General features: G+C 72.8%; 18 protein-coding genes. 11 read left to right on the forward strand and 7 right to left on the reverse strand.

Annotated elements, in window-relative coordinates:
* The first annotated feature begins 91 nt into the window (after nt 1-91).
* From DFQ13_RS14850 to DFQ13_RS14870, 5 genes are all read left to right on the forward strand, one after another.
* On the forward strand, nt 92-1,306 hold the full coding sequence (locus DFQ13_RS14850; RefSeq protein ID WP_110080252.1) for an acetyl-CoA C-acetyltransferase: 1,215 nt from the start codon (nt 92-94) through the stop codon (nt 1,304-1,306).
* Nucleotides 1,307-1,316: 10 nt separating this feature from the next.
* Entirely contained in the window at nt 1,317-3,479 is a 2,163-nt protein-coding gene (locus DFQ13_RS14855) for a 3-hydroxyacyl-CoA dehydrogenase NAD-binding domain-containing protein (RefSeq protein ID WP_110080253.1), read from the forward strand.
* Between the two features lie 120 nt (nt 3,480-3,599).
* Entirely contained in the window at nt 3,600-3,983 is a 384-nt protein-coding gene (locus DFQ13_RS14860; protein WP_035284245.1) for a helix-turn-helix domain-containing protein, read from the forward strand.
* Nucleotides 3,980-4,798 (forward strand): alpha/beta fold hydrolase, encoded by an 819-nt coding sequence (locus DFQ13_RS14865; protein WP_110080254.1) that lies wholly within the window; start codon nt 3,980-3,982, stop codon nt 4,796-4,798. Before DFQ13_RS14860 ends, DFQ13_RS14865 begins: the two co-directional genes overlap by 4 nt.
* Nucleotides 4,795-5,121, forward strand: a complete 327-nt coding sequence (locus tag DFQ13_RS14870) for a DUF4180 domain-containing protein (RefSeq protein WP_084175823.1) — start codon at nt 4,795-4,797, stop codon at nt 5,119-5,121. Before DFQ13_RS14865 ends, DFQ13_RS14870 begins: the two co-directional genes overlap by 4 nt.
* Here the strand turns inward: DFQ13_RS14870 and DFQ13_RS14875 are convergent.
* Both DFQ13_RS14875 and DFQ13_RS14880 read right to left on the reverse strand, forming a co-directional pair.
* The gene (locus DFQ13_RS14875) at nt 5,118-5,939 is read right to left on the reverse strand and encodes a siderophore-interacting protein (RefSeq protein WP_110080255.1); all 822 of its coding nucleotides are present in this window, start codon (nt 5,937-5,939) and stop codon (nt 5,118-5,120) included. The genes DFQ13_RS14870 and DFQ13_RS14875 overlap by 4 nt on opposite strands.
* Nucleotides 5,940-5,970: 31 nt before the next feature.
* Entirely contained in the window at nt 5,971-7,419 is a 1,449-nt protein-coding gene (locus DFQ13_RS14880; RefSeq protein WP_110080256.1) for a PucR family transcriptional regulator, read from the reverse strand.
* Between the two features lie 147 nt (nt 7,420-7,566).
* Between DFQ13_RS14880 and uraD the strand changes: the two genes are divergently transcribed.
* From uraD to DFQ13_RS14905, 5 genes are all read left to right on the forward strand, one after another.
* The gene (gene uraD, locus DFQ13_RS14885; protein WP_219994459.1) at nt 7,567-8,061 is read left to right on the forward strand and encodes a 2-oxo-4-hydroxy-4-carboxy-5-ureidoimidazoline decarboxylase; all 495 of its coding nucleotides are present in this window, start codon (nt 7,567-7,569) and stop codon (nt 8,059-8,061) included.
* Complete coding sequence (uraH, locus tag DFQ13_RS14890; protein ID WP_035284233.1) at nt 8,058-8,372, forward strand: hydroxyisourate hydrolase; 315 nt, start codon at nt 8,058-8,060, stop codon at nt 8,370-8,372. Before uraD ends, uraH begins: the two co-directional genes overlap by 4 nt.
* Complete coding sequence (pucL, locus tag DFQ13_RS14895; RefSeq protein ID WP_110080257.1) at nt 8,372-9,232, forward strand: factor-independent urate hydroxylase; 861 nt, start codon at nt 8,372-8,374, stop codon at nt 9,230-9,232. Before uraH ends, pucL begins: the two co-directional genes overlap by 1 nt.
* Nucleotides 9,229-10,626: an 8-oxoguanine deaminase gene (locus tag DFQ13_RS14900; RefSeq protein WP_110080527.1), complete on the forward strand. Its 1,398-nt coding sequence runs from the start codon at nt 9,229-9,231 to the stop codon at nt 10,624-10,626. Before pucL ends, DFQ13_RS14900 begins: the two co-directional genes overlap by 4 nt.
* Nucleotides 10,627-10,891: 265 nt before the next feature.
* A complete protein-coding gene (locus tag DFQ13_RS14905) occupies nt 10,892-12,895 on the forward strand; it encodes a diguanylate cyclase domain-containing protein (RefSeq protein WP_110080258.1) in 2,004 nt (667 codons plus the stop codon).
* Between the two features lie 59 nt (nt 12,896-12,954).
* On the opposite strand, the gene DFQ13_RS14910 is transcribed toward DFQ13_RS14905, so the two are convergent.
* Both DFQ13_RS14910 and DFQ13_RS14915 read right to left on the reverse strand, forming a co-directional pair.
* Nucleotides 12,955-13,218, reverse strand: a complete 264-nt coding sequence (locus DFQ13_RS14910) for a hypothetical protein (RefSeq protein WP_110080259.1) — start codon at nt 13,216-13,218, stop codon at nt 12,955-12,957.
* A gap of 375 nt (nt 13,219-13,593) precedes the next feature.
* Complete coding sequence (locus DFQ13_RS14915) at nt 13,594-14,112, reverse strand: hypothetical protein (RefSeq protein ID WP_035284225.1); 519 nt, start codon at nt 14,110-14,112, stop codon at nt 13,594-13,596.
* A 166-nt stretch (nt 14,113-14,278) separates the two neighbouring features.
* Between DFQ13_RS14915 and DFQ13_RS14920 the strand changes: the two genes are divergently transcribed.
* A complete protein-coding gene (locus tag DFQ13_RS14920; RefSeq protein ID WP_110080260.1) occupies nt 14,279-15,430 on the forward strand; it encodes a hypothetical protein in 1,152 nt (383 codons plus the stop codon).
* 496 nt (nt 15,431-15,926) lie between these two features.
* Here DFQ13_RS14920 and DFQ13_RS14925 read toward each other — a convergent pair whose 3' ends face one another.
* Genes DFQ13_RS14925 through DFQ13_RS14935 form a run of 3 tightly spaced genes read right to left on the reverse strand, consistent with a single transcriptional unit; the run spans nt 15,927 to nt 19,269 of the window.
* Complete coding sequence (locus DFQ13_RS14925) at nt 15,927-16,922, reverse strand: polyprenyl synthetase family protein (RefSeq protein ID WP_181399995.1); 996 nt, start codon at nt 16,920-16,922, stop codon at nt 15,927-15,929.
* On the reverse strand, nt 16,919-17,899 hold the full coding sequence (locus DFQ13_RS33860) for a terpene synthase family protein (protein ID WP_110080262.1): 981 nt from the start codon (nt 17,897-17,899) through the stop codon (nt 16,919-16,921). Before DFQ13_RS33860 ends, DFQ13_RS14925 begins: the two co-directional genes overlap by 4 nt.
* Nucleotides 17,896-19,269: a cytochrome P450 gene (locus DFQ13_RS14935; RefSeq protein WP_110080263.1), complete on the reverse strand. Its 1,374-nt coding sequence runs from the start codon at nt 19,267-19,269 to the stop codon at nt 17,896-17,898. The genes DFQ13_RS33860 and DFQ13_RS14935 overlap by 4 nt, the downstream gene beginning before the upstream one ends.
* Nucleotides 19,270-19,547: the final 278 nt, after the last annotated feature.

Genomic DNA, 19,547 nt, shown 5'->3' on the forward strand with positions numbered 1-19,547 from the left:
GGGTGGCCGTCTCACATTGACAACCAGCGGATTCGGGGCATCATGTGAATCGTCATTAGCGCACACGTACCGTCGGAAGGACTGGACGAGCGTGAGTAACGAAGCCTTCATCTACGAGGCGATCCGCACGCCGCGCGGCCGTGGCAAGAAGAACGGCTCGCTGCACGGCGTCAAGCCCATCTCGCTCGTCGTGGGACTCATCGACGAGCTCAAGACCCGCCACCCGGACCTGGACCCGGCCACGATCGACGACATCGTGCTGGGCATCGTCTCCCCCGTCGGGGACCAGGGCTCGGTGCTCCCGCGCACCGCCGCGATCGTCTCGGGCCTGCCCGACAGCGTCGCGGGCGTGCAGTTGAACCGGTTCTGCGCCTCGGGCCTGGAAGCGGTCAACACGGCCGCGGAGAAGGTCCGCTCCGGCTGGAACCAACTGGTCATCGCCGGTGGTGTCGAGTCGATGTCGCGGGTGCCGATGGGCTCCGACGGCGGCGCGTGGGCGATGGACCCGGAGACCAGCTACGAGAGCTACTTCGTCCCGCAGGGCATCAGCGCCGACCTGATCGCCACCATCGAGGGCTTCTCCCGCGCCGACGTCGACGCCTACGCGGTCGAGTCGCAGAAGCGCGCGGCGGCGGCCTGGTCGGCGGGCTACTTCACCAAGTCCGTGGTCCCGGTCAAGGACCGCAACGGCGTGGTGCTGCTCGACCACGACGAGCACATGCGCCCGGAGTCCACCGTGGAGGGCCTGGGCAAGTTGGGGCCGTCGTTCGCGGGCATGGGCGAGATGGGCGGCTTCGACGCCGTGGCGCTGCAGAAGTACCACTGGGTCGAGAAGATCGACCACGTGCACACCGCCGCGAACTCCTCCGGCATCGTCGACGGTGCCGCGCTGGTGCTGGTCGGCAACGAGGCGGCGGGCAAGGCCGCGGGCCTGACCCCGCGCGCCCGGATCGTCTCCGCCGCGGTGACCGGCGCCGAGCCGACCATCATGCTGACCGGGCCCACCCCGGCCGCGCAGAAGGCGCTGCGGCTGGCGGGCCTGACCCCGGACGACATCGACGTCTGGGAGCTGAACGAGGCCTTCGCCGCGGTCGTCATGAAGTTCATGAAGGACCTGGACGTCCCGCACGAGAAGATCAACGTCAACGGCGGCGCCATCGCCATGGGCCACCCGCTGGGCGCCACCGGCGCGATGATCACCGGCACCGTGGTCGACGAGCTGGAGCGCCGCGGCGCCCGCCGGGGCCTGGTCACCCTGTGCATCGGCGGCGGCATGGGCGTCGCGACCATCATCGAGCGAGTCTGAGGCCGGGAAGATGACCGAGAACATGATCAAGTGGGAGTCCGACGCCGACGGCATCGTCGTGCTCACCATGGACGACCCGAACCAGTCCGCGAACACCATGAACGACACCTTCCGGGAGTCGTTCGGGCCCACGGTCGACCGGCTGGAGGCCGAGAAGGACTCCATCACCGGTGTCGTGATCACCTCCGCGAAGAAGACCTTCTTCGCCGGTGGCGACCTCAACCAGCTCGGCAAGGCCGGGCCGGAGGACGCCGCGGCCATCACCGAGCGGGTCGACGAGATGAAGGCGCAGTTGCGGCGCCTGGAGCAGCTCGGCAAGCCGGTCGTGGCGGCCATCAACGGCGCCGCGCTCGGCGGCGGCTACGAGATCGCGCTGGCCACCCACCACCGCGTCGCCCTCGACGCCAGGGGCAGCGAGATCGGCCTGCCCGAGGTGAGCCTGGGCCTGCTGCCCGGTGGCGGTGGCGTCTCGCGCACCGTGCGGCTGCTGGGCATCCAGAGCGCGCTGCTCAACGTCCTGCTCCAGGGTCAGCGGCACAAGCCCGCCAAGGCCAAGGAGCTGGGCCTGGTCGACGAGCTGGTCTCCACCCCGGAGGAGCTGCTCGCCGCGGCCAAGGCGTGGGTCAAGGCCAACCCCGAGGCCGTGCAGCCCTGGGACGTCAAGGGTTACCGCATCCCCGGCGGCACCCCGTCGAGCCCGTCGTTCGCGGCGAACCTGCCCGCGTTCCCGGCGAACCTGCGCAAGCAGCTCAAGGGCGCCCCGATGCCCGCCCCGCGCAACATCCTCGCCGCGGCCATCGAGGGCTCCCAGGTCGACCTGGACAACGCCACGAGGATCGAGACGCAGTACTTCGTGGACCTGGTGTGCGGCCAGGTGTCGAAGAACATGATCAAGGCGTTCTTCTTCGACCTGCAGGCCATCAACAAGGGCAACTCCCGCCCCGACGGCCAGCCGAAGTACACCGCGCGCAAGGTCGCCGTGCTCGGCGCCGGGATGATGGGGGCGGGCATCGCCTACTCCAGCGCTCGCGCGGGCATCGAGGTCGTCCTCAAGGACGTCACCATCGAGGCGGCGCAGAAGGGCAAGGCGTACTCGGAGAAGATCCTGGCCAAGGCCGTGGGCCGGGGCAAGCTGACCCAGGAGAAGGCCGACGAGGTCCTGGCCAGGATCACCCCGACCGCCGACCCGCAGGACGTCGCCGGGGTGGACCTGGTGGTCGAGGCGGTGTTCGAGTCCCCGGAGCTGAAGAAGAAGGTCTTCGGTGAGGTCGAGGACCTGGTGGCGCCGGACGCGCTGCTGGGCTCCAACACCTCCACGCTGCCGATCACCCTGCTGTCTGAGGGGGTGAAGCGGCAGGAGGACTTCATCGGCCTGCACTTCTTCTCCCCGGTCGACAAGATGCCGCTGCTGGAGATCGTGGTCGGCGAGAAGACCTCGGACGTGGCGCTGGCCAAGGCGTTCGACTACGCGTTGCAGATCAAGAAGACCCCGATCGTCGTCAACGACAGCCGCGGCTTCTTCACCAGCCGGGTCATCGGCACGTTCATCAACGAGGCCGTGGCCATGGTCGGCGAGGGCCTGGTGCCCGCGTCGATCGAGCAGGCGGGCACCCAGGCCGGGTACCCGGCGCCGCCGCTGCAGTTGCTGGACGAGTTGACGCTGACCCTGCCGCGCAAGATCCGCGACGAGACCAAGGCCGCGATCGAGGCCGCGGGCGGCACCTGGCCGGGGCACCCGTCGGATGGCGTGGTGGACCGGATGGTCGACGAGTTCGACCGCAAGGGCCGCTCCGCCGGTGCGGGCTTCTACGAGTACGACGACCAGGGCAAGCGCGCCGGTCTCTGGGCCGGTCTCGGCGACGCCTTCGGCGGCGGCAACGAGATCCCGTTCAAGGACATGCAGGAGCGGATGCTCTTCGCCGAGGCGCTGGAAACGGTGAAGTGCTTCGACGAGAACGTCCTGCGCACGGTGCCGGACGCCAACATCGGCTCCATCTTCGGCATCGGCTTCCCGCCCTGGACCGGTGGTGTCATCCAGTACATCAACGGCTACCCCGGCGGTGTGGCGGGCTTCGTGGCCCGGGCCAACGAGCTGGCGGCCGCCTACGGCGAGCGCTTCACCCCGCCCGCCTCCCTGGTCGCCAAGGCCGAGAAGGGTGAGGTCTTCGAGTAGTCGTCCCCCCGACCGCTCGTCCCCAGCAGGCGCTCCGACTCCGGTCGGGGCGCCTGCTGCCTTCGGTATGACTCCCTAAGCATCGATGTTAGAGTCGTTTAGGGAAGTTTAGGGAGTGATATGGACTGGCTGTCAGTGGACCAGGTCGCCGAGGCGCTCGGGTTGCACGTGCGGACCGTGCGCGGGTACATCCGCGACGGGCGGCTGCGCGCGCAGCGGATCGGCAAGCAGTACCGGATCTCGCGGGCGGACCTCGACGCGTTCACCGGCGTGGCCGCGCAACCCGGGTCCACAGTGGACGTCACGACGATCGCGCAGGTGGAGGACATCGACCGGGGCAACGCCGACCGGGTGACGACGGCGGTGATCGCCGTCGCCGGGCAGGGGCTGCGGGTGCAGACCGTGTTCGACGAGAAGCGCGGTCGGTTGCGGGTCATGGCCTTCGGCGACCCGGGCGCCTGCGCGGAACTGCTGCGGATCGTCGAAGCGGTGGTGCGCGGGTGAGCGGCATCTACCGGGCGCGCGGCGAGGAGGTCCGCGCCGCCTACCGGGAACTGCTCGACCGCTGGCCGGTGCCCGCCGAACGGCTCGTGGTGCCCACGCGGCACGGGGACACGTTCGTCGTCGCGTCCGGCCCGGCGGACGCGCCGCCCGTCGTGCTCGTGCACGGCTCCGGGTCGAACACGGCGATGTGGCTGGACGACGTCGCCGGGTGGTCGCGGGAGTTCCGGGTGATCGCCGTGGACGTGCTGGGCGAACCCGGCCTCAGCGCCGAGACCCGGCTCCCGCTCGACGGCCCGGGGCACGCGGAGTGGTTCGACGACGTGCTCGACGCGGTGGGCGTCGCAGGCGCGGCGTTCGTCGGGGTGTCGCTCGGCGGGTTCCTCGTCACCGACTACGCGCTGCGCTCGAATCGGGTGCGGCGGCTGGTGCTGCTCAACCCCGGTGGGTTCGCGCCGCGCCGGGCCGGGTTCATGGTGAAGGGCGTGCTGCTCGCCCTGCTCGGCGAGTGGGGGTTGCGGCGGTCGATCAAGGCCGCCGTGGGGGCGGTGCCGCCGGAGCTGGTGGACCACCTGGTGTTGGTCTTCCGCAGCTTCAAGCCCCGGATGGAACCGCTGCCGGTCTTCGGGCGGCTCGGGTTGGCGATGCCGGTCCTCGCCCTCCTGGGCGCCCGGGACGCGATGCTCGACGCGGCGGCGACCGCTCGTCGGCTCGCCGCCGAGGTTCCGCACGCCGACGTCCGGGTGCTCCCCGAGCAGGGGCACCACATCACCGGTCAGACCGCGCCGATCCTCGAATTCCTCCGGGAGGGACCATGATCCTGCACGTGCCGCCCACCGGACCCGTGCTCGACGCGGCGGGTGCGATCGACCTGATCGGCGATGCCTGGGCGATGGGCGCCACGTGGGTGGCGATCCCGGCGCAGCGGCTGGGAGCGGACTTCTTCACGTTGCGCACCGGGGTGGCGGGCGAGGTCGTGCAGAAGTTCGTCAACTACCGCCTGGGTTTGGCCGTGGTCGGCGACATCTCCGGGTACACGGCCGGGAGTTCGGCCCTGCGGGCGTTCGTGGCCGAGAGCAACCGCGGCGGGCAGCTCTGGTTCACCGCCGACGTCGAGGAGTTCGAGGCCAGGCTGCGCTAGCCGTCGCGGGCGACGCGTTCCCGGGCGTCGGTGAGGTCTTCGGCGGTGGGGGCGTCGTCCTGGGTGAGGGTGTGGCGCCAGTAGCCGGTGAACTCGATGCGGGGCTTGGGGATGCCCCGGTCGACCAGGTGGCGGCGGAGGGTGCGGGTGATCGTGGCCTCGGTGGCGATCCAGGCGACGGTGTCCGGGGTGGTCTTGGCCGACCGGACCGCTTCCAGCAGGAGCGTGCTGTCGGCGGGTGCGGTCGAGCCGCGGGGGAGCCAGGTGATCGGGTGGGGCAGGTCCTGGGCGTCGGAGAGGTCGGGGACCTCGATGAAGACCTGGGCGGTGGCCGGGTCCGGCAGGGACTCCAGGAGCGTGGCGATGGCCGGGAGGGCGGCGAGGTCGCCCGCGAAGAGGTGGTCGTCGCCGCGGGGGAGGGACCGGGCGTACTGGCGGGCCGGGCCGTAGCGGGCCAGGGTGTCGCCCACCCGCGCCCCGGCCGCCCACTCGGTGGCCGGGCCGGGGGTGTCGTGCAGGACGAAGTCCACGTCGAACTCGGCTGCGCCGGGCCGGAGGTGGCGGACGGTGTAGCTGCGCATCCAGGGGCGTTCCGGTCCCGGGATGGCCATGAACGCCTGGTACCAGCGCATCACGTCGGCCGGGTGCTCGGCCGGGATTCTCGGTTCGGACTGGCCCGGGCGCGGGAAGCACAGCTTGAGCTGCTGGTCCGGCCACCGGGTCAGGGTGTCCAGGCCGTCGCCGGTGAAGGTGACGCGGGTCGTGTGCGGGGTCAGCCGCCGGACGGCGGTGACGTGGACGAAGGACACCGGAGCCATCGCGAACCCCCTTGCGGACCGGGGTGGCAAGTCAAGCGGACCCGAGTTCCAGCGCCAGCACCAGGTCCACCTGAGCGGCCAGGGACGACAGGTCGCGGCCGGTCAGCTCCTCGACCCGGCCGACGCGGTAGCGCAGGGTGTTGACGTGGACGTGCAGCTTCTCCGCGGCCCTGGTCCACGAGCCGGAGCAGGCGAGGAACACCCGCAGCGTGTGCACCAGGTCGGACTGGTGCTCGGCGTCGTAGTCCAGGACCGGGCCGAGGACCCAGCGGCGGAACGCGGCGCGCTGGTCGTCGGGGACCCCCACCAGCAGGGTGTGGAAGGCGCCCAGTTGCACACCGTCCTGCACCCCCGCCCGGCAGTCGCGGCGCTCGGCGACCAGGCGGGCGTTGCGGGCCTGCTCGACCGAGGTGGGCAACCCCGCCGCGTCGGTGACCCCGCCGACGCCGATGGCCACCCTGGCGTCGCCGAACCCGCGCTCCAGCAGCCGGGCCAGCTCCACCAGTTCGTCGAGCACCCGGTCCCGCCGGTTGCGGCGCACCCCGAGGACGGCGAAGACCTCCTCGTCCACCTCGGTCACCACCGCCGCCAGGCCCAGGGTCTCCGCCAGTTCGGCCAGCACCGCCGCGGCCACGTCCGGTGTCGCCTTGTCCGCCGAGGCGCTGAGCACGCACAGCTCATCCGGCCGGGCGAACCCGTCCGCCGCCCGCTCCAGCGGCACCCGGGCCGCCGCGCGGCGGGCGCTGTCGCGTGCGGACTGCTCGTTGGCCGCCGCCACCGCCAGGACGTCCACCAGGTGCCGCTGGTGCGACGTCCACCGCTCCTGCTCGCCCTGCACCGCCAGGAACCAGTCCAGCGCGCGCGTCCCGGTCACCGACGCCTCCGCCACGGTGTGCGGGAGGTGGCCGGGGCCGCGCACGGTCAGCGGCAGCCGGGTCGCCTCCAGGAACCTGCGGACCAACCCCTGGCGCAGCCCGATCGGGGGCGCCGAGGTCGTGCCCGCGACGACCCGGCCGGTGGGGGAGAGCACCCAGCAGCCGCCCTCCAGCGCGGTCGCCGCGTTCGCCACCGCCGTGGCCAGGTCCGGCACGCCCTCGCCCGCGCGCGCCCTGGTCCGGGCCGCGCCCAGCACCACGTGCTCGGTGACCGAGGCGAACGACACCCCGCGCGGCACCTCGAACAGCGGCACGCCGTGGCGGAAGCACGCCGCGACCAGCTCCGCGGGCACCTCGCCCGCCTCGGTGACCCCGGTGCCCAGCGCCACCGCGCCCGCCCGGGCCAGCGCCGCCACGAACGCCTCCGCCCGCTCCGGTCGCCACCACAGGAGGCCGGTCAGCACCAGCTCACCCCCGCTCAGGTAGCGCGACGGGTCCGGGTGATCGGTGGTGTGGACGTACCGGACCGGCCGCTTCGGGTCCTCGGGCGGGACGTGCACCTCCAGCCCCAGGTCCGGGTGGTCGAGGAGCGACTCCAGGTTCACTCAGGTCCTCCGGGGTGGCGGGCCGGTCAATTGGAGGAACCTACAAGAGATCCCCGGGGGGCCTGCTGTTTCTTCGTCGCTTTTGCCGGTGGCCTGTTTGTGCTAGCGCGTGTTGACTGGCGGCTGTGCTCGTGTTGACTGGCGTCCGTGCCGGGCGACCTCATCACCACCACCGACGGCGTCGACACCGCCGACCTGCTCTCCTGCTGCGCCTCGCGCCGGTGGGCCGAACAGGTCGTGGCGCGGGGTCCGTTCGCCGACCTCGACGACCTCGTGACGGCCTCCGCCGAGGTGCTGGCCGGGTTGGACTGGTCGGACGTGCTGGAGGCGCTGGCGGCGCACCCCCGGATCGGGGAACGGGCGGGCGGCGCCGACCGGGAGTCCGGCTGGTCGCGGCAGGAGCAGTCGGCCGCCGCCACCGCCGACGACCGGATCAGGGCAGACCTGATCGAGGGGAACCGGGTCTACGAGCAGCGGTTCGGGCACGTCTTCCTCGTCTGCGCGACCGGGCTGCCCGCCGAGGCCGTGCTCGCCGCGCTGCGCCACCGGCTGACCAACGACGAGACCGAGGAGCGCCGCGCCGTGCGCGGGGAACTGGCCAAGATCGTCGAGCTGCGGCTCGGGAAGCTGGTGGGCCGATGAGCCTCACCCTGTCCACCCACGTCCTCGACACCGCCGCCGGGCGACCCGCCGCGGGCCTGCGGGTCCGGCACGAGCGGCGCGACGGCGACACCTGGGTGCCCGTCGGCGAGCACACCACCGACGACGACGGCCGCGTGCCCGGCTGGGCCGCCGAGCCGGGGGAGCACCGGTTCACGTTCGACACCGGCGACCACCTGGGCCCCGGTGCGTTCTACCCGGAGGTCAGCGTCGTCTTCCGGGCAACAGAGGGCCACTACCATGTGCCGCTCCTGCTCAGCCCGTTCGGCTATTCCACCTACCGGGGAAGTTGATGACATTCGAGCTCGGCGAGAACCAGTACGGCAAGGCGGAGGTCCGGCTGGTCCGGGTGGACCGCGGTCCCCAGGCGCACGGCATCACCGACCTCAACGTCACCACCACCCTCGCCGGTGACCTCGCCGCCACGCACCTGACCGGCGACAACACCGGCGTCCTGCCCACGGACACGCAGAAGAACACCGTCCACGCCTTCGCCCGCGACGGCATCGGCGAGATCGAGGAGTTCGCGCTGCGCCTGGCCAGGCACTTCGTCGACTCCGCCCCGGCGATCACCCGCGCCAGGGTGCGGATCGAGCAGTACGGCTGGGAGCGCATCCCCGCCACCGGGCACTCCTTCACCCGCACCGCGGGCACGCGCACCGCGTCGGCCACCTACGACGGCACGACGGCGTGGGTGGTCTCCGGCGTCGAGGGCGTCACCGTCCTCAACACGACCGGCTCGGAGTTCCACGGCTTCCCCCGCGACCGGTACACGACGCTGGCCGAGACCTCCGACCGCATCCTCGCCACCGACGTCACCGCGCGCTGGCGCCACGCCGACCCCACCCGGACCGACTGGGCCGCCTCCTTCGCCGGGGCCAAGGACCGGCTGCTCAACGCCTTCGCCGCCACCTACAGCCACTCGTTGCAGCAGACGCTGTACTCGATGGGCCAGTACGTGCTCAGCGGTGACGACGGCCTCGCCGAGATCCGGCTGGCGCTGCCGAACAAGCACCACTTCCTGGTCGACCTGGAGCCGTTCGACCTGGACAACCCGCAGCAGGTCTACCAGGTGGCCGACCGGCCGTACGGGCTGATCGAGGGCACCGTCCGCCGCACGGGCGCACCCGACCCCGGACTCGCCTGGTGGTGACCCGGGCTGTCATCCAGGGCGCGGCCGTGGCCACCGTGGACGCCCGCGGCACCGAGTACGCCGAGGGCCACGTGGTCGTCGACGGCGGCCGGATCACCGCCGTCGGCGCCGGGGCGGCCCCGGTCGGACCCGGTGACCGCGTCGTCGACGGCCGCGGCTGCCTGGCCACCCCTGGCCTGGTCAACACCCACCACCACCTCTACCAGTGGGCGACCCGCGGCTACGCGCAGCAGTCCGACCTGTTCCACTGGCTCGTCGAGCTGTACCCGGTGTGGGCCGGGTTGGACGAGGACACCACCCGCGCCGCGGCGACCGCCGGGCTGCTGCGGCTGGCCCGCACCGGCTGCACCACCGCCGCCGACCACCACTACGTGTTCCCCGCCGCGGGCGGCGACCTGCTCGGCGCCACCGTCGACGCGGCGGGCGCGGTCGGCATCCGGCTGCACGCCGCGCGCGGCTCGATGGACCGCGGCGTCTCCTCCGGCGGCCTCCCGCCCGACTCGCTGGTCGAGACCACCGACGGCGCCCTGGCCGCGACCCAGGCCGCGATCGAGCGCTGGCACGACCCGGCGCCGGACGCGTTCACCCGCGTCGCGGTGGCGCCGTGCTCCCCGTTCTCGGTCAGCGCCGAGCTGATGTCGGGCGCGGCCGAACTGGCCCGCGCCGCCGGGGTCCGCCTGCACACCCACCTCGCCGAGACCGTGGGGGAGGAGGTGCAGTGCCTGGCCGAGTACGGCTGCACCCCGGTGGAGTACGCCGAGCGCACCGGCTGGATCGGCCCGGACGTGTGGCTCGCGCACGGGGTGCACCTGTCCGACCGCGCCATCGAGGTCCTGGCCGCGGGCGGCACCGGCGTCGCGCACTGCCCCACCTCGAACGCCCGGCTCGGCGCGGGCACCGCCCGGGTCGCCGACCTGCTCGCCGCCGGTGTCGCGGTGGGGCTCGGCGCGGACGGCGCGGCGTCCAACGAGGACGGCGGCCTCGGGCCGGAGCTGCGCCAGGCCGCCTACCAGGCCCGGTTGCGCGACGGCGCGGACGCCCTCGACGTCCGGCAGGCGCTGTGGCTGGGCACGATGGGCGGCGCGCTGTGCCTGGGGAGGCAGGACGAGCTGGGCTCGCTGGAACCGGGCAAGCTCGCCGACGTCGCCCTGTGGCGGCTCGACGGCCTGGCGCACGCGGGCATCGCCGACCCGGTCGCCGCCTTGGTGCTCGGCTCGCTGCCACCGCTGCGGCTGCTGCTGGCGGGCGGGCGGACCGTGGTGGAGGACGACGTCGCCACCCGGGTCGACGAGCACGGCGCCGCGCGGGCGCTGGCGGCGGCGGGCACCAGGCTCGCGGTCGCGGCGGGGCTGTTGGGGCCGTCGGGCGGAAGTGCGCTGCGTCACATCCGTTAGTCGCTCTCCGTGGTTGTCACCAGGGGCGATGGTCCCCGATCGGCGGACCCGACGACCCGCTCGATCGGATGCTTGATCCAAACGGGCACATCCGACCAGAGCCCTTGTGCCCGAACGGTCTTCGCCCTACCGGGTGTGTTGTCCCCCCACGATCGATCGCACCCGAACGGCCTATCGCCCGATCCGGCCCCGATGGGTAGGAAGGTGGCACTCGGTACCCGATCGGGTGCAGAGTTGTTGCCGCCCCCGGAACCTAGGACGGACCATGACCAGCCCACCCCGTGCCGAGCTGGCCGTCGGGTGGGCGACCGCATTGTCCGCGCTCGTCTTCGTGCCCACGCCGCACGAGGACGTCGAGGCCGAACTCGGTGCCCTGCTCGACGACCTGCTCGGCCACGCCCGCGCGGGCGACCACGTCGCCGCCGCCGGGATCGGCGCGCGGTTGGTGGACGCGGGTTTCGCCACCGCCGACTGCCTGCGCGTCTCGCTGCCGCTGCTGCGGCGGGCGCTCACCGCACTGCCCGAGCTGGACGACGACGCCGTGGCCGAGGCGGTCGCCGCGGTCGCGGTCGGGTTCACCGAGGCATCCCGGGAACGGGTCTTCACCGAGCAGCGCGGTCTGCGCGAGTCGCTGCTGCACCGGCGGGAGGACGCCGAGCGCGAACTCGCCGCGGTCGAGGAGCGGTTCGAGGCGGTGTTCGCCGCCGCCGTGCAGGGCATGGTCCTGAGCACCCCGGACGGGCGGGTCCTGCGGGCGAACGAGGCGCTGGAGGTCGTGCTCGAACACCCCGCGGGCACGCTGCCGGGCACCGTCGCCGACCTGTTCCACCCCGAGGACCGCGCGTACCTGCTGGACCGCTACGCCGAACTGGTCGCGGGCGACTGCGCGCGGGTCGACGAGCAGCGCACCCGCTTCCTGGGCCGCGACGGCGAACCGGTCTGGGTGCGCGTCGTGGTGCTGCCGCTGCGCGACCGCGACGGCGCGACCACCGGCCTGGTGACCATGGTGGGCGACCTCACCGACCTGCACCTGCTCGAGCACAAGATGAGCTTCCAGGACACGCACGACCCGCTGACCGGGCTGCCCAACCGGGACGCGTTCGTCGGCAGGCTCGAGGAGGCGCTGGAGACCGGCGCCGAGCTGTCCGTGCTGCACCTGGGCCTCGACGACCTGGCCGTGGTCAACGACGGCCTCGGCCGGGCCGCGGGCGACCGCGTGCTGCGCGAGGTCGCCAACCGGCTGGAGTCCGTGGTGGAGGGCCGCGGCGCCGCGGTCGCCCGGATCGGCGGCGACGAGTTCGCCGTCCTGCTCCCGCACACCCCCACCACCCGGGTCGGCGACCTGCCCGCGGAGATCAACGACGCGCTGGCCGAACCCACCTACGTCGCAGGCGGCGGGACCGCGGCCTCGGCCACCATCGCCGTGGCCCGGCTGCCCGCGCGCGGCACCCGGCCCGAGGAACTGCTGGCCGCCACCGACGCCGAACTGCGCGCGCTCAAGGCGCAGGGCAAGCGCCAGTGGGGCCTGGTCGACGCCGACGAGAACGCCCGCCGCCGTGAACACCACCGGCTCGCCGCGTCCATCCCCGGCGCCTGGGAGTCCGGCGAGCTGTCCGTGGAGTTCGAACGCGTCCTGGCCGTGCCGTCGGGGGAGGTGGCCGCGGCCCGCGCCCTGCTGCGCTGGGACCACCCCGACCACGGCCCGCTCGACGACGCCCGCTGCCGCGCGCTGCTCGCCGACACCGGCCTGGGCGTCCCGCTCGGGCACTGGGTGCTGGAGCGCGCCCTCGACGCCGACCTGGGCGGGGTGCCCCCGTACCTGGAGCTGACCGTCGAGCAGGCCGCCGACCCGGACCTCGTCGCCGCGGTCGGCCGGGTGCTCACCGCGGGCGGCTCGCTGGAACTGGGCCTGCCGGTCGCCGCGCTGTGCGAGGTGGACAGCCCGGCCGAGGAGAACCTGGGCGTGCTGGTCGACCTGGGCGTCCGCACCGTGCTCACCGGTTTCGGCCGCACCCGCGGTGACCTGGCCTGCCTGGAGGACCTGGGCGCCCTGCGGGCGGTCAGCCTGGACGCCACGGTGGTGGGCCGGGTGGCCGGGGCCGACGGGTCGTCGATGTTCGTCCGGGCCGTCCGCGACCTGGTCCCGATGGTCCGCGACACCGGCCGCTCGGTCATCGCGGGCGGCATCACCGACGCCGCGCAGCTCGACTGGTGGGTGTCGGTGGGCGTGGACCGCGCCTTCGGCCCGCACCTGGGCGGGGTGCGCTGATCCAGCCCCGGGAACGCGAAAGGCCCCCGGGGCGGGGGCCGTGCGCGGGACGGCGACCGTCAGGCGGCCACCGGGGTCGACAGCGCCGCGGTGCCCGCCGGGCTGAGCGTCGCCGGGACCAGTTCGCCGAAGCGGCCGGTGGCCGGGGTGATCAGGCCCGCGTGCGTGAGCAGGTGGGCGGTGAACTGGTCGCAGCACGGGACGCCGTCGATGTAGAGGTCCGGTTCGGCGCTGCACGCGAGCTGGGCGCGGCCCTGGGCCACGGCCCGCAGCATGGCGAGTGCTCTGCGGTTGAGTTCGTGCGGTTCGGTGGTGGTGGTCATCTCTCCCCCTGGTCGAGGTCCTCGTCGGTCTTCGTCGCGACCGCCCGCTCGGATGCGGGACTCCGCTCGGTGGTTTCATCGAGTTGAGACCCGCACCACGTTACGGTCGGTGTCCGGTTTGCGAATGACGAACCGCGTCAAACCGCCATTTCCGGTCGTTCACAGCGGTCGGTTGGGCCGTTCGGGTCTCACCCTGACGGGTGATTGTCGGTCGGGTGAAAGTCGCTGACCTGGGGGAACGTCATCCCGCCCGACTTGGTCGATTGTTTTCCCCGTCTTCCCATATAGCAGGACAACCGTCCGGTGAGGCTCCCGGATGGCGGGAACGGCGGAGGCCGCGACCGGGTTCCGGTCGCGGCCTCCTGGGGTCGGGTCCTACTTCTGGTGCCTGCTCTGCGAGCCGTTGAGGCCGTAGAGGATGCGCCCGAGCACGTCCGGGTCCGGCGGCGCGCCCGCCTCCTCCTCGGCGGCGAGCCGCGCGGCCTCCGGCGAGGGCCTGCGCTGGCGGCGGGGCAGCGGGACCGCGCCCGCGTCCATCCCGCCCGGCAGCGGCATCGTCAGCCACAGCATGTGCCTGCCCGGTCCGAGGTCGTCGGCGCCGCAGCGCCCACCGGCGGGGGCCGACGGCGCCCGAGCGGGCCGCGACGACTCCACCTCGATCACCAGGTTGCCGCCGGAGAGGCGGACCCGGGCGGTGATCATCCCCGGCGACCCCGGCTCGGCCGCGTCCACCACGGCCTGCGCCAGCCTGCCCGCGGCCGCGGCCGCGTCGTCGCGCATCGACCGCAGCTTCCACTCGGTCAGGGAGAACCGCACGAACATCTCCGTGCACCCCACGGCACTGGGTAGGGCGACCAGTTGCAGGTCGTCCATCTGCTCGGTCCGGTCGGTCATAGGGTGCCTCCTTCGCGTGCGCCAGATGGTGTCACGTCATCCCTCGACTGTGGGACGTCAGGTCCCGGTCTCACTCAGCGTGTCCATCTGTCCGCGAATCGGTCACGCACCGCCGCCGATGCGTGGCTGTCTCAAGCTCCAGAACGATGGTGTATCAGTTGACGCCGTGCATGCGAAGCGGTCGGACGGTAGTGACCTTATCGCCGACTTCACCATCACCCCCAGCGGCGACACGCTGACCCTGGTGATCGAGGCAGCCGGACCCGACGCGGCAAACCCCGACTACGTGGAGGCGCTGACGACGCTGTTGCGCAGGCTGAGCGTGCGCGACGCCGAAATCGTCACCGCTGAAACGGACACCCGGGTGCTCCTCACCGAGCCGATCGCGCTGGACCGGAACACCGAACCGGAGAAGGTCCGGATGCGGCTGACCGGCGCCCAGAGCCGCACCGGCGACAACCGCCAGCGGATGCGCCTGGCCCTGCGGGTGCCCGACTACGGCCCCGACGACGCCGACCGGCTGCTCGCCGACCTGGCCGCACCGCCCGCCCACGCGCCGAGGGCGGTGGACATGCTCACCCCGATGATCGGCATCTCGCTGACCACCGTCGGCAAGGGCAAGGTCAACCGCATCCTGGACGTCTCGGAGAACACGGTGGTGGTCTCCACCGCCAGTTCACCGGACGGGCAGTCGGTCCCGGTGGCCATGGTGCAGGCGGGACTCGACCTGCTGTGGGAACGGGGCTCGGTGCGGGTGGGCATCCCGGAGCTGGGACACCGCAGCTCATTCGTCGGCGCGGTCCTGGCCGCCCTGCCCGTCACCGAGTCCTCGACCTCCCCGCCCACCGTCGTGCTCTCCGGCGGGCGGCTGCCCGTGGGCGACCGGTCCGTCACCGCCCTCGACGTGCCCACCCCGGGCAGCCGCCGCGTCGAACAGGGATCGCTGCGGCTGCTGCTGCTCAACGGCCGCGACCACGCCGACTGCGCGCTGTGCGGCCACGTCTTCCCCAAGCGCCTCCTGGTCGCCGCCCACATCAAGCAACGGGCCCAGTGCACCGACGACGAACGCCTCGACCTGGTCAACGTCGCCATGCTCGCCTGCTCGTTCGGCTGCGACAGCCTCTACGAACTGGGCCTGGTGACCGTCGGCGCGGACGGGGTGGTCCGGGTGTCGGACGCCGTGAGGTCCGTCCCCGGCCGGTTTGCCGAACACCTCGACCTGCTGGGGGGCAGGCGGTGCACCGCGCACCGGCCGGAGACCGAGCGGTACTTCGCCTGGCACCGTGACTACTGGGCGGGGCCTGGCGTCCCCTGCTAGAGCTGATCCTGCAAAGCGGCGGGGTTTGTGGGGGCCTGGGTGGGTGGCTGTGCTCGGCTGTGGCTTTGGTTCAAAGCGCGGTCTTTGGTGGGTGGTGCCCGGCTGGGTGGATGTGTTTGGCCGGGGCCCCTATGGCGATCATGTGCTCCAGTGCGTCAGGTGGGGCTGAAAAGATGCCCCACCGCCCAGGCAGGCTGTCACATGATCGCCACCCCCGGCCAAACACATCCACCCACCCGGGCAGTTCGCTCGCCGGGCCGGCGGTTGGTGGGGTGGTCGGCTGGGCAAGCGCCTCCGCCCACTCGAGCAGCCGCGTAGCCGGGCCGCCGGTTCTTGGGGTGGTCGGCTGGGCAAGCACATCCACCCACCCGGGCAGTTGCTCGCCGGGCCGGCGGTTGTGTGGGGTGCCGGCTTTGCGGACGGGGCCCGGCAAGCCCTTGAGGGCGACGCGCTCGCCTGAACCGCGTGCCGCAGCGGCGGAGTGCCGGTGGTGCGGTCAGTGGTCGCGGTCGACCACCGAGGTGGCCAGGGTGCGCAGGTGGGTGTGAGCGGTCGGGTCGAGGTCCAGGTCCTCCAGGTGCGACCAGGCCAGGTCGAGCCTGCGCGCCGCCTCGGCCTCGGTGGCTGCTCGGCCGCCCGCTTCCTCGACCAGTGCGCTCGCCCGTGCCACGTCCGCCTCCGACAGCGGGGCCGCGTAGAGCCGGGCCAGTTCGCGGGCGGCGGGGACGTCGGCGGCGAGTGCGGCCACGACCGGGGCGCTCTGCTTGTGCGCGCGCAGGTCCGCGCCCGCGGGTTTGCCGGTTACCGCGGGGTCGCCCCAGATGCCGAGGAGGTCGTCGGCCAGTTGGAAGGCGACGCCCAGGTGGGTGCCGAAGGCCTCGAAGCGGGGTTGCCAGTCCGGTCGGGTGACGCCGAGGCGGCAGGCGGCGCCGAGCAGTACACCCGTCTTGCCGACGATCATGTCGGTGCTCTCCGCCACCCCCACCCTGGCCAGCCGCTCGAACCGCAGGTCGTCCTCCTGGCCGCGGGCCAGCAGCCGCAGCGTCGTGGCCAGGTGGGCGACGTCGGCGACCGGGGCCGAGCAGGCCAGCGCCTCGAAGGCCAGCGCGATCAGCGCGTCCCCCGCCAGGATCGCCGCGGGCACCCCGAAGCGGGCCCACAGCGTCGGGCGGTGCCTGCGCTCGCGGTCGCCGTCCATGATGTCGTCGTGGACCAGGGAGGCGTTGTGCAGCAGTTCCACCGCCACCGCGGCGGGGACCACCCCGGCCGGGTCGGCGCCGGTCGCCGCGGCGCAGAGCAGGGTGAACACCGGTCTGATCAGTTTGCCGCCGACGGTCCCGGTGGGTGCGCCGTCCGCGGTGCACAGGCCCAGTTGGTAGCCGCAGGTGGTGCTCAGGTGCCCGCCCAACCGCGCCGTCCACCGGTGCAGCGCGGGGACGAGGAGGGTGCGCGCCGACAGCACCGCGGACGGCAATCCGACAGCGGTGGTCACGGTCGCCTCCCCACCAGTTCCGACTCCACGTAGGAGCCGACGGCGGCGTCCCGGTAGCGCCGGGTGCGCGCCGACCAGTCGAGGTTGCCGCGCATCCACGACCGCATCCCCGCCAGGCACCCGGCCACCTCCGGGCCGCCCACCTCCACGGCGGCCCGCTCGAACCGCAGGTAGTCCGCCACCCGCTCCACGACCCGCTCGGTGACCAGGTCCAGCGCCCCGGCCACGCTGAGGCCGCGGCCGTGCCGCACGACGGCCACCAGGTTGTGGCACTCGCCGAGCGAGGTCTCCTTGTCGTGGGAGTACAGGTCGTTCGTCCAGCACACCACGTCGCACGCCGCGCGCAGGGCCCGCTCGAAGCGCTCGTCGGCGTAGGCCGCCCCGGGGACCTCGCCGACCCCGACGACCTCCACCAGGTCCAGGCACACGTAGATCGCCCCGGTGTGCCGCCGCCGCTCCACATAGGTCTGTTCGTCCGGCACGACCCCGCGCGCCCGGTTGTCGGCCTCCCACCCGGCCGCCATCCCGCCCGCGATGACGTGGTCGACGAACCGCTGCCGCCACGCCGCGCCCGCGGGCTCCGCGGTGCGCCGCCACAGGTCGGCCAGCGCGCCGACCAGGGCGGGCGCGTCCGGTGGCGGCGGGGTTCCGCGCAGCACGTCGAACATCATCGCCAGCAGCTCGCCCGTGCGGCCGGGGTCGCGGCCGAGCAGGCCGTCGTCGAGCTGGTCGTCGAGCAGGAACAGCCAGGCGAACCAGTCCGCGATCAGGCACAGCCCGGTCTCGTCCGCGCTCGGGTGGGTCACCGCGGCGAACCACCCGAAGTCGGCGGCGGTGAACCGCTCGCGCGCCAGTGGCCGCAGCACGACGCCCTGCTCGGTGACCCACCGGTCCAGGTGGTCCCGCGCGGCGGCGACGTGCGGGTTGCGCTCCGGGGGGATCGGCGCGAAGGCCGCCCACAGGCTGTCGGTGTTCATCGGCGGGTCACCCGGACGTGCACGCCGCCCTTGGGCTGCAACGTGATCAGCGGTGAGATCTCCACGTCGGGCAGCTCCGGTGGCACCTCGATCCGGTAGCGCTGCACCATCATCGCCAGGATGACGGTCAGCTCCGTGCGGGCGAAGTGCTTGCCGATGCAGTTGCGCGGCCCCGCCCCGAACGGCAGGTACGCCGACTTGGGCCGGGCGGCGACCGCCTCCGGTCGGAACCGCTCCGGGTCGAACGCCTCCGGGTCCGCCCAGAACTCCGGGTGCCGGTGCAGCGTGTAGACGTTGAGGTAGACGTCCGACCCGGCGGGGATGGCGAACCCGCCGATCTCGTCGTCGCCGATGGCCCGCCGCATCGTCTGCCACGACGGGCTGTAGAGCCGCAGCATCTCGTCGACGACCATCCTGGTGTACCGCAGCTCGGCGAGGTCGTCGAACTCGGGGGCGCGCCCGCCGAGCACCCGGTCGACCTCCTCGTGTAACCGCTCCTGCACGTCCGGGTGCCTGCCGACCAGGTAGGACAACCAGGACACGGAGTTCGACGTCGTCTCGTAGCCGCCGATGATCAGGTTGAGCACCTCCCGGTGGAGCTGGGTGCGGGACATGTGCTCGTCGGTCTCGTCGTAGGTGGCGGCCATCAGCGCGGCGAGCAGGTCGTGGTGCTCCTCCCCGGTCGCGTCCCGCTCGGCGATCACCTCGTCGACGTAGCCGTCCATCTGCCGGATGATCTGCCGCAGCCGGTTGTGCTTGCGGGTGGGCCAGCTCAGCGGCGGCACCGGGAACCGGAAGTAGTCCCCGGCGATGGTGTTGGCCTCCAGGAACATCCCCTCGATGATGTCCCCCCGGTCGCCGACCCTGGCTCCGAACAGCGACCGGAACACGATGCGCATGGCCAGTTGACCCAGTTCGGTGCTGACGTTGACGATGTCGCGGGGACCGTACTGACCGTCCCAGCGGTCGAGCATGACCGCCGATTCCTCGGTCATGTTCCGGACGAACCCGGCGATCTGCGGCCGGTGGAACGACGGCTGCATGAGCCGCCGCTGCCGCCGCCACGGTTCCCCGCCGACCACGCCGATCAGCCCGCCGCGCAGGATCGGGTCGACCGTGCGGAACAGGAAGGCGTCCTTGTCGTAGTTCTCGTGGTTGCGCACCAGCACGTGCTCGAAGTGCGCGGGGTGGTTCACCAGCGCCATCCGCATGCCCAGCATCCGAATCCAGGCGATGTCCCCGTGCTTGGCGATCACCTCGGACAGGAAGTCGACCTGCCTGCCCGCGCGCAGCGCCAGCACCCCGCGGACCTGCTCGCCGAACCCCAGGCTGGGCACCTGCCGCGCGCCCGCCACCGCACTCACCGTCATCGCGCCGCTCTCCTCCCGCTCGCGGAACCGTTGCCTGGCGCGGAAAGCGCCGAACCGGTCCCCGACGCGAGCGACGGTACCGGCTGCCCCCGGCCTTGGTAATCCTCCGAATGCCCTCTGCCGCAACGGTTTCGAAGTGACAGTCGCGGTCGGAACGCACACCCCCCGGCAAACGTGCGTCCCGGCGGACAAGGGTTCGCGCGTTTCGCTCACCGGGGGACGAAACCCGGAATTCGCTGAGCCCAGCTCATCATCCGCCCCCGCCCACTTCACAGGAT

The sequence above is a fragment of the Actinokineospora spheciospongiae genome (genome assembly GCF_003182415.1).
GTDB classification, from domain to species: Bacteria; Actinomycetota; Actinomycetes; order Mycobacteriales; family Pseudonocardiaceae; genus Actinokineospora; species Actinokineospora spheciospongiae.

What these genes read in the sequence shown, in the direction of transcription:
- DFQ13_RS14855 (WP_110080253.1), top strand. Translation starts at nt 1,317, where the DNA reads ATGACCGAGAACATGATCAAGTGGGAGTCCGACGCCGACGGCATCGTC.
- DFQ13_RS14860 (WP_035284245.1), top strand. Translation starts at nt 3,600, where the DNA reads ATGGACTGGCTGTCAGTGGACCAGGTCGCCGAGGCGCTCGGGTTGCAC.
- DFQ13_RS14870 (WP_084175823.1), top strand. Translation starts at nt 4,795, where the DNA reads ATGATCCTGCACGTGCCGCCCACCGGACCCGTGCTCGACGCGGCGGGT.
- DFQ13_RS14875 (WP_110080255.1), bottom strand. Translation starts at nt 5,939, where the DNA reads ATGGCTCCGGTGTCCTTCGTCCACGTCACCGCCGTCCGGCGGCTGACC.
- uraH (WP_035284233.1), top strand. Translation starts at nt 8,058, where the DNA reads ATGAGCCTCACCCTGTCCACCCACGTCCTCGACACCGCCGCCGGGCGA.
- pucL (WP_110080257.1), top strand. Translation starts at nt 8,372, where the DNA reads ATGACATTCGAGCTCGGCGAGAACCAGTACGGCAAGGCGGAGGTCCGG.
- DFQ13_RS14905 (WP_110080258.1), top strand. Translation starts at nt 10,892, where the DNA reads ATGACCAGCCCACCCCGTGCCGAGCTGGCCGTCGGGTGGGCGACCGCA.
- DFQ13_RS14910 (WP_110080259.1), bottom strand. Translation starts at nt 13,218, where the DNA reads ATGACCACCACCACCGAACCGCACGAACTCAACCGCAGAGCACTCGCC.
- DFQ13_RS14915 (WP_035284225.1), bottom strand. Translation starts at nt 14,112, where the DNA reads ATGACCGACCGGACCGAGCAGATGGACGACCTGCAACTGGTCGCCCTA.
- DFQ13_RS33860 (WP_110080262.1), bottom strand. Translation starts at nt 17,899, where the DNA reads ATGAACACCGACAGCCTGTGGGCGGCCTTCGCGCCGATCCCCCCGGAG.
- DFQ13_RS14935 (WP_110080263.1), bottom strand. Translation starts at nt 19,269, where the DNA reads ATGACGGTGAGTGCGGTGGCGGGCGCGCGGCAGGTGCCCAGCCTGGGG.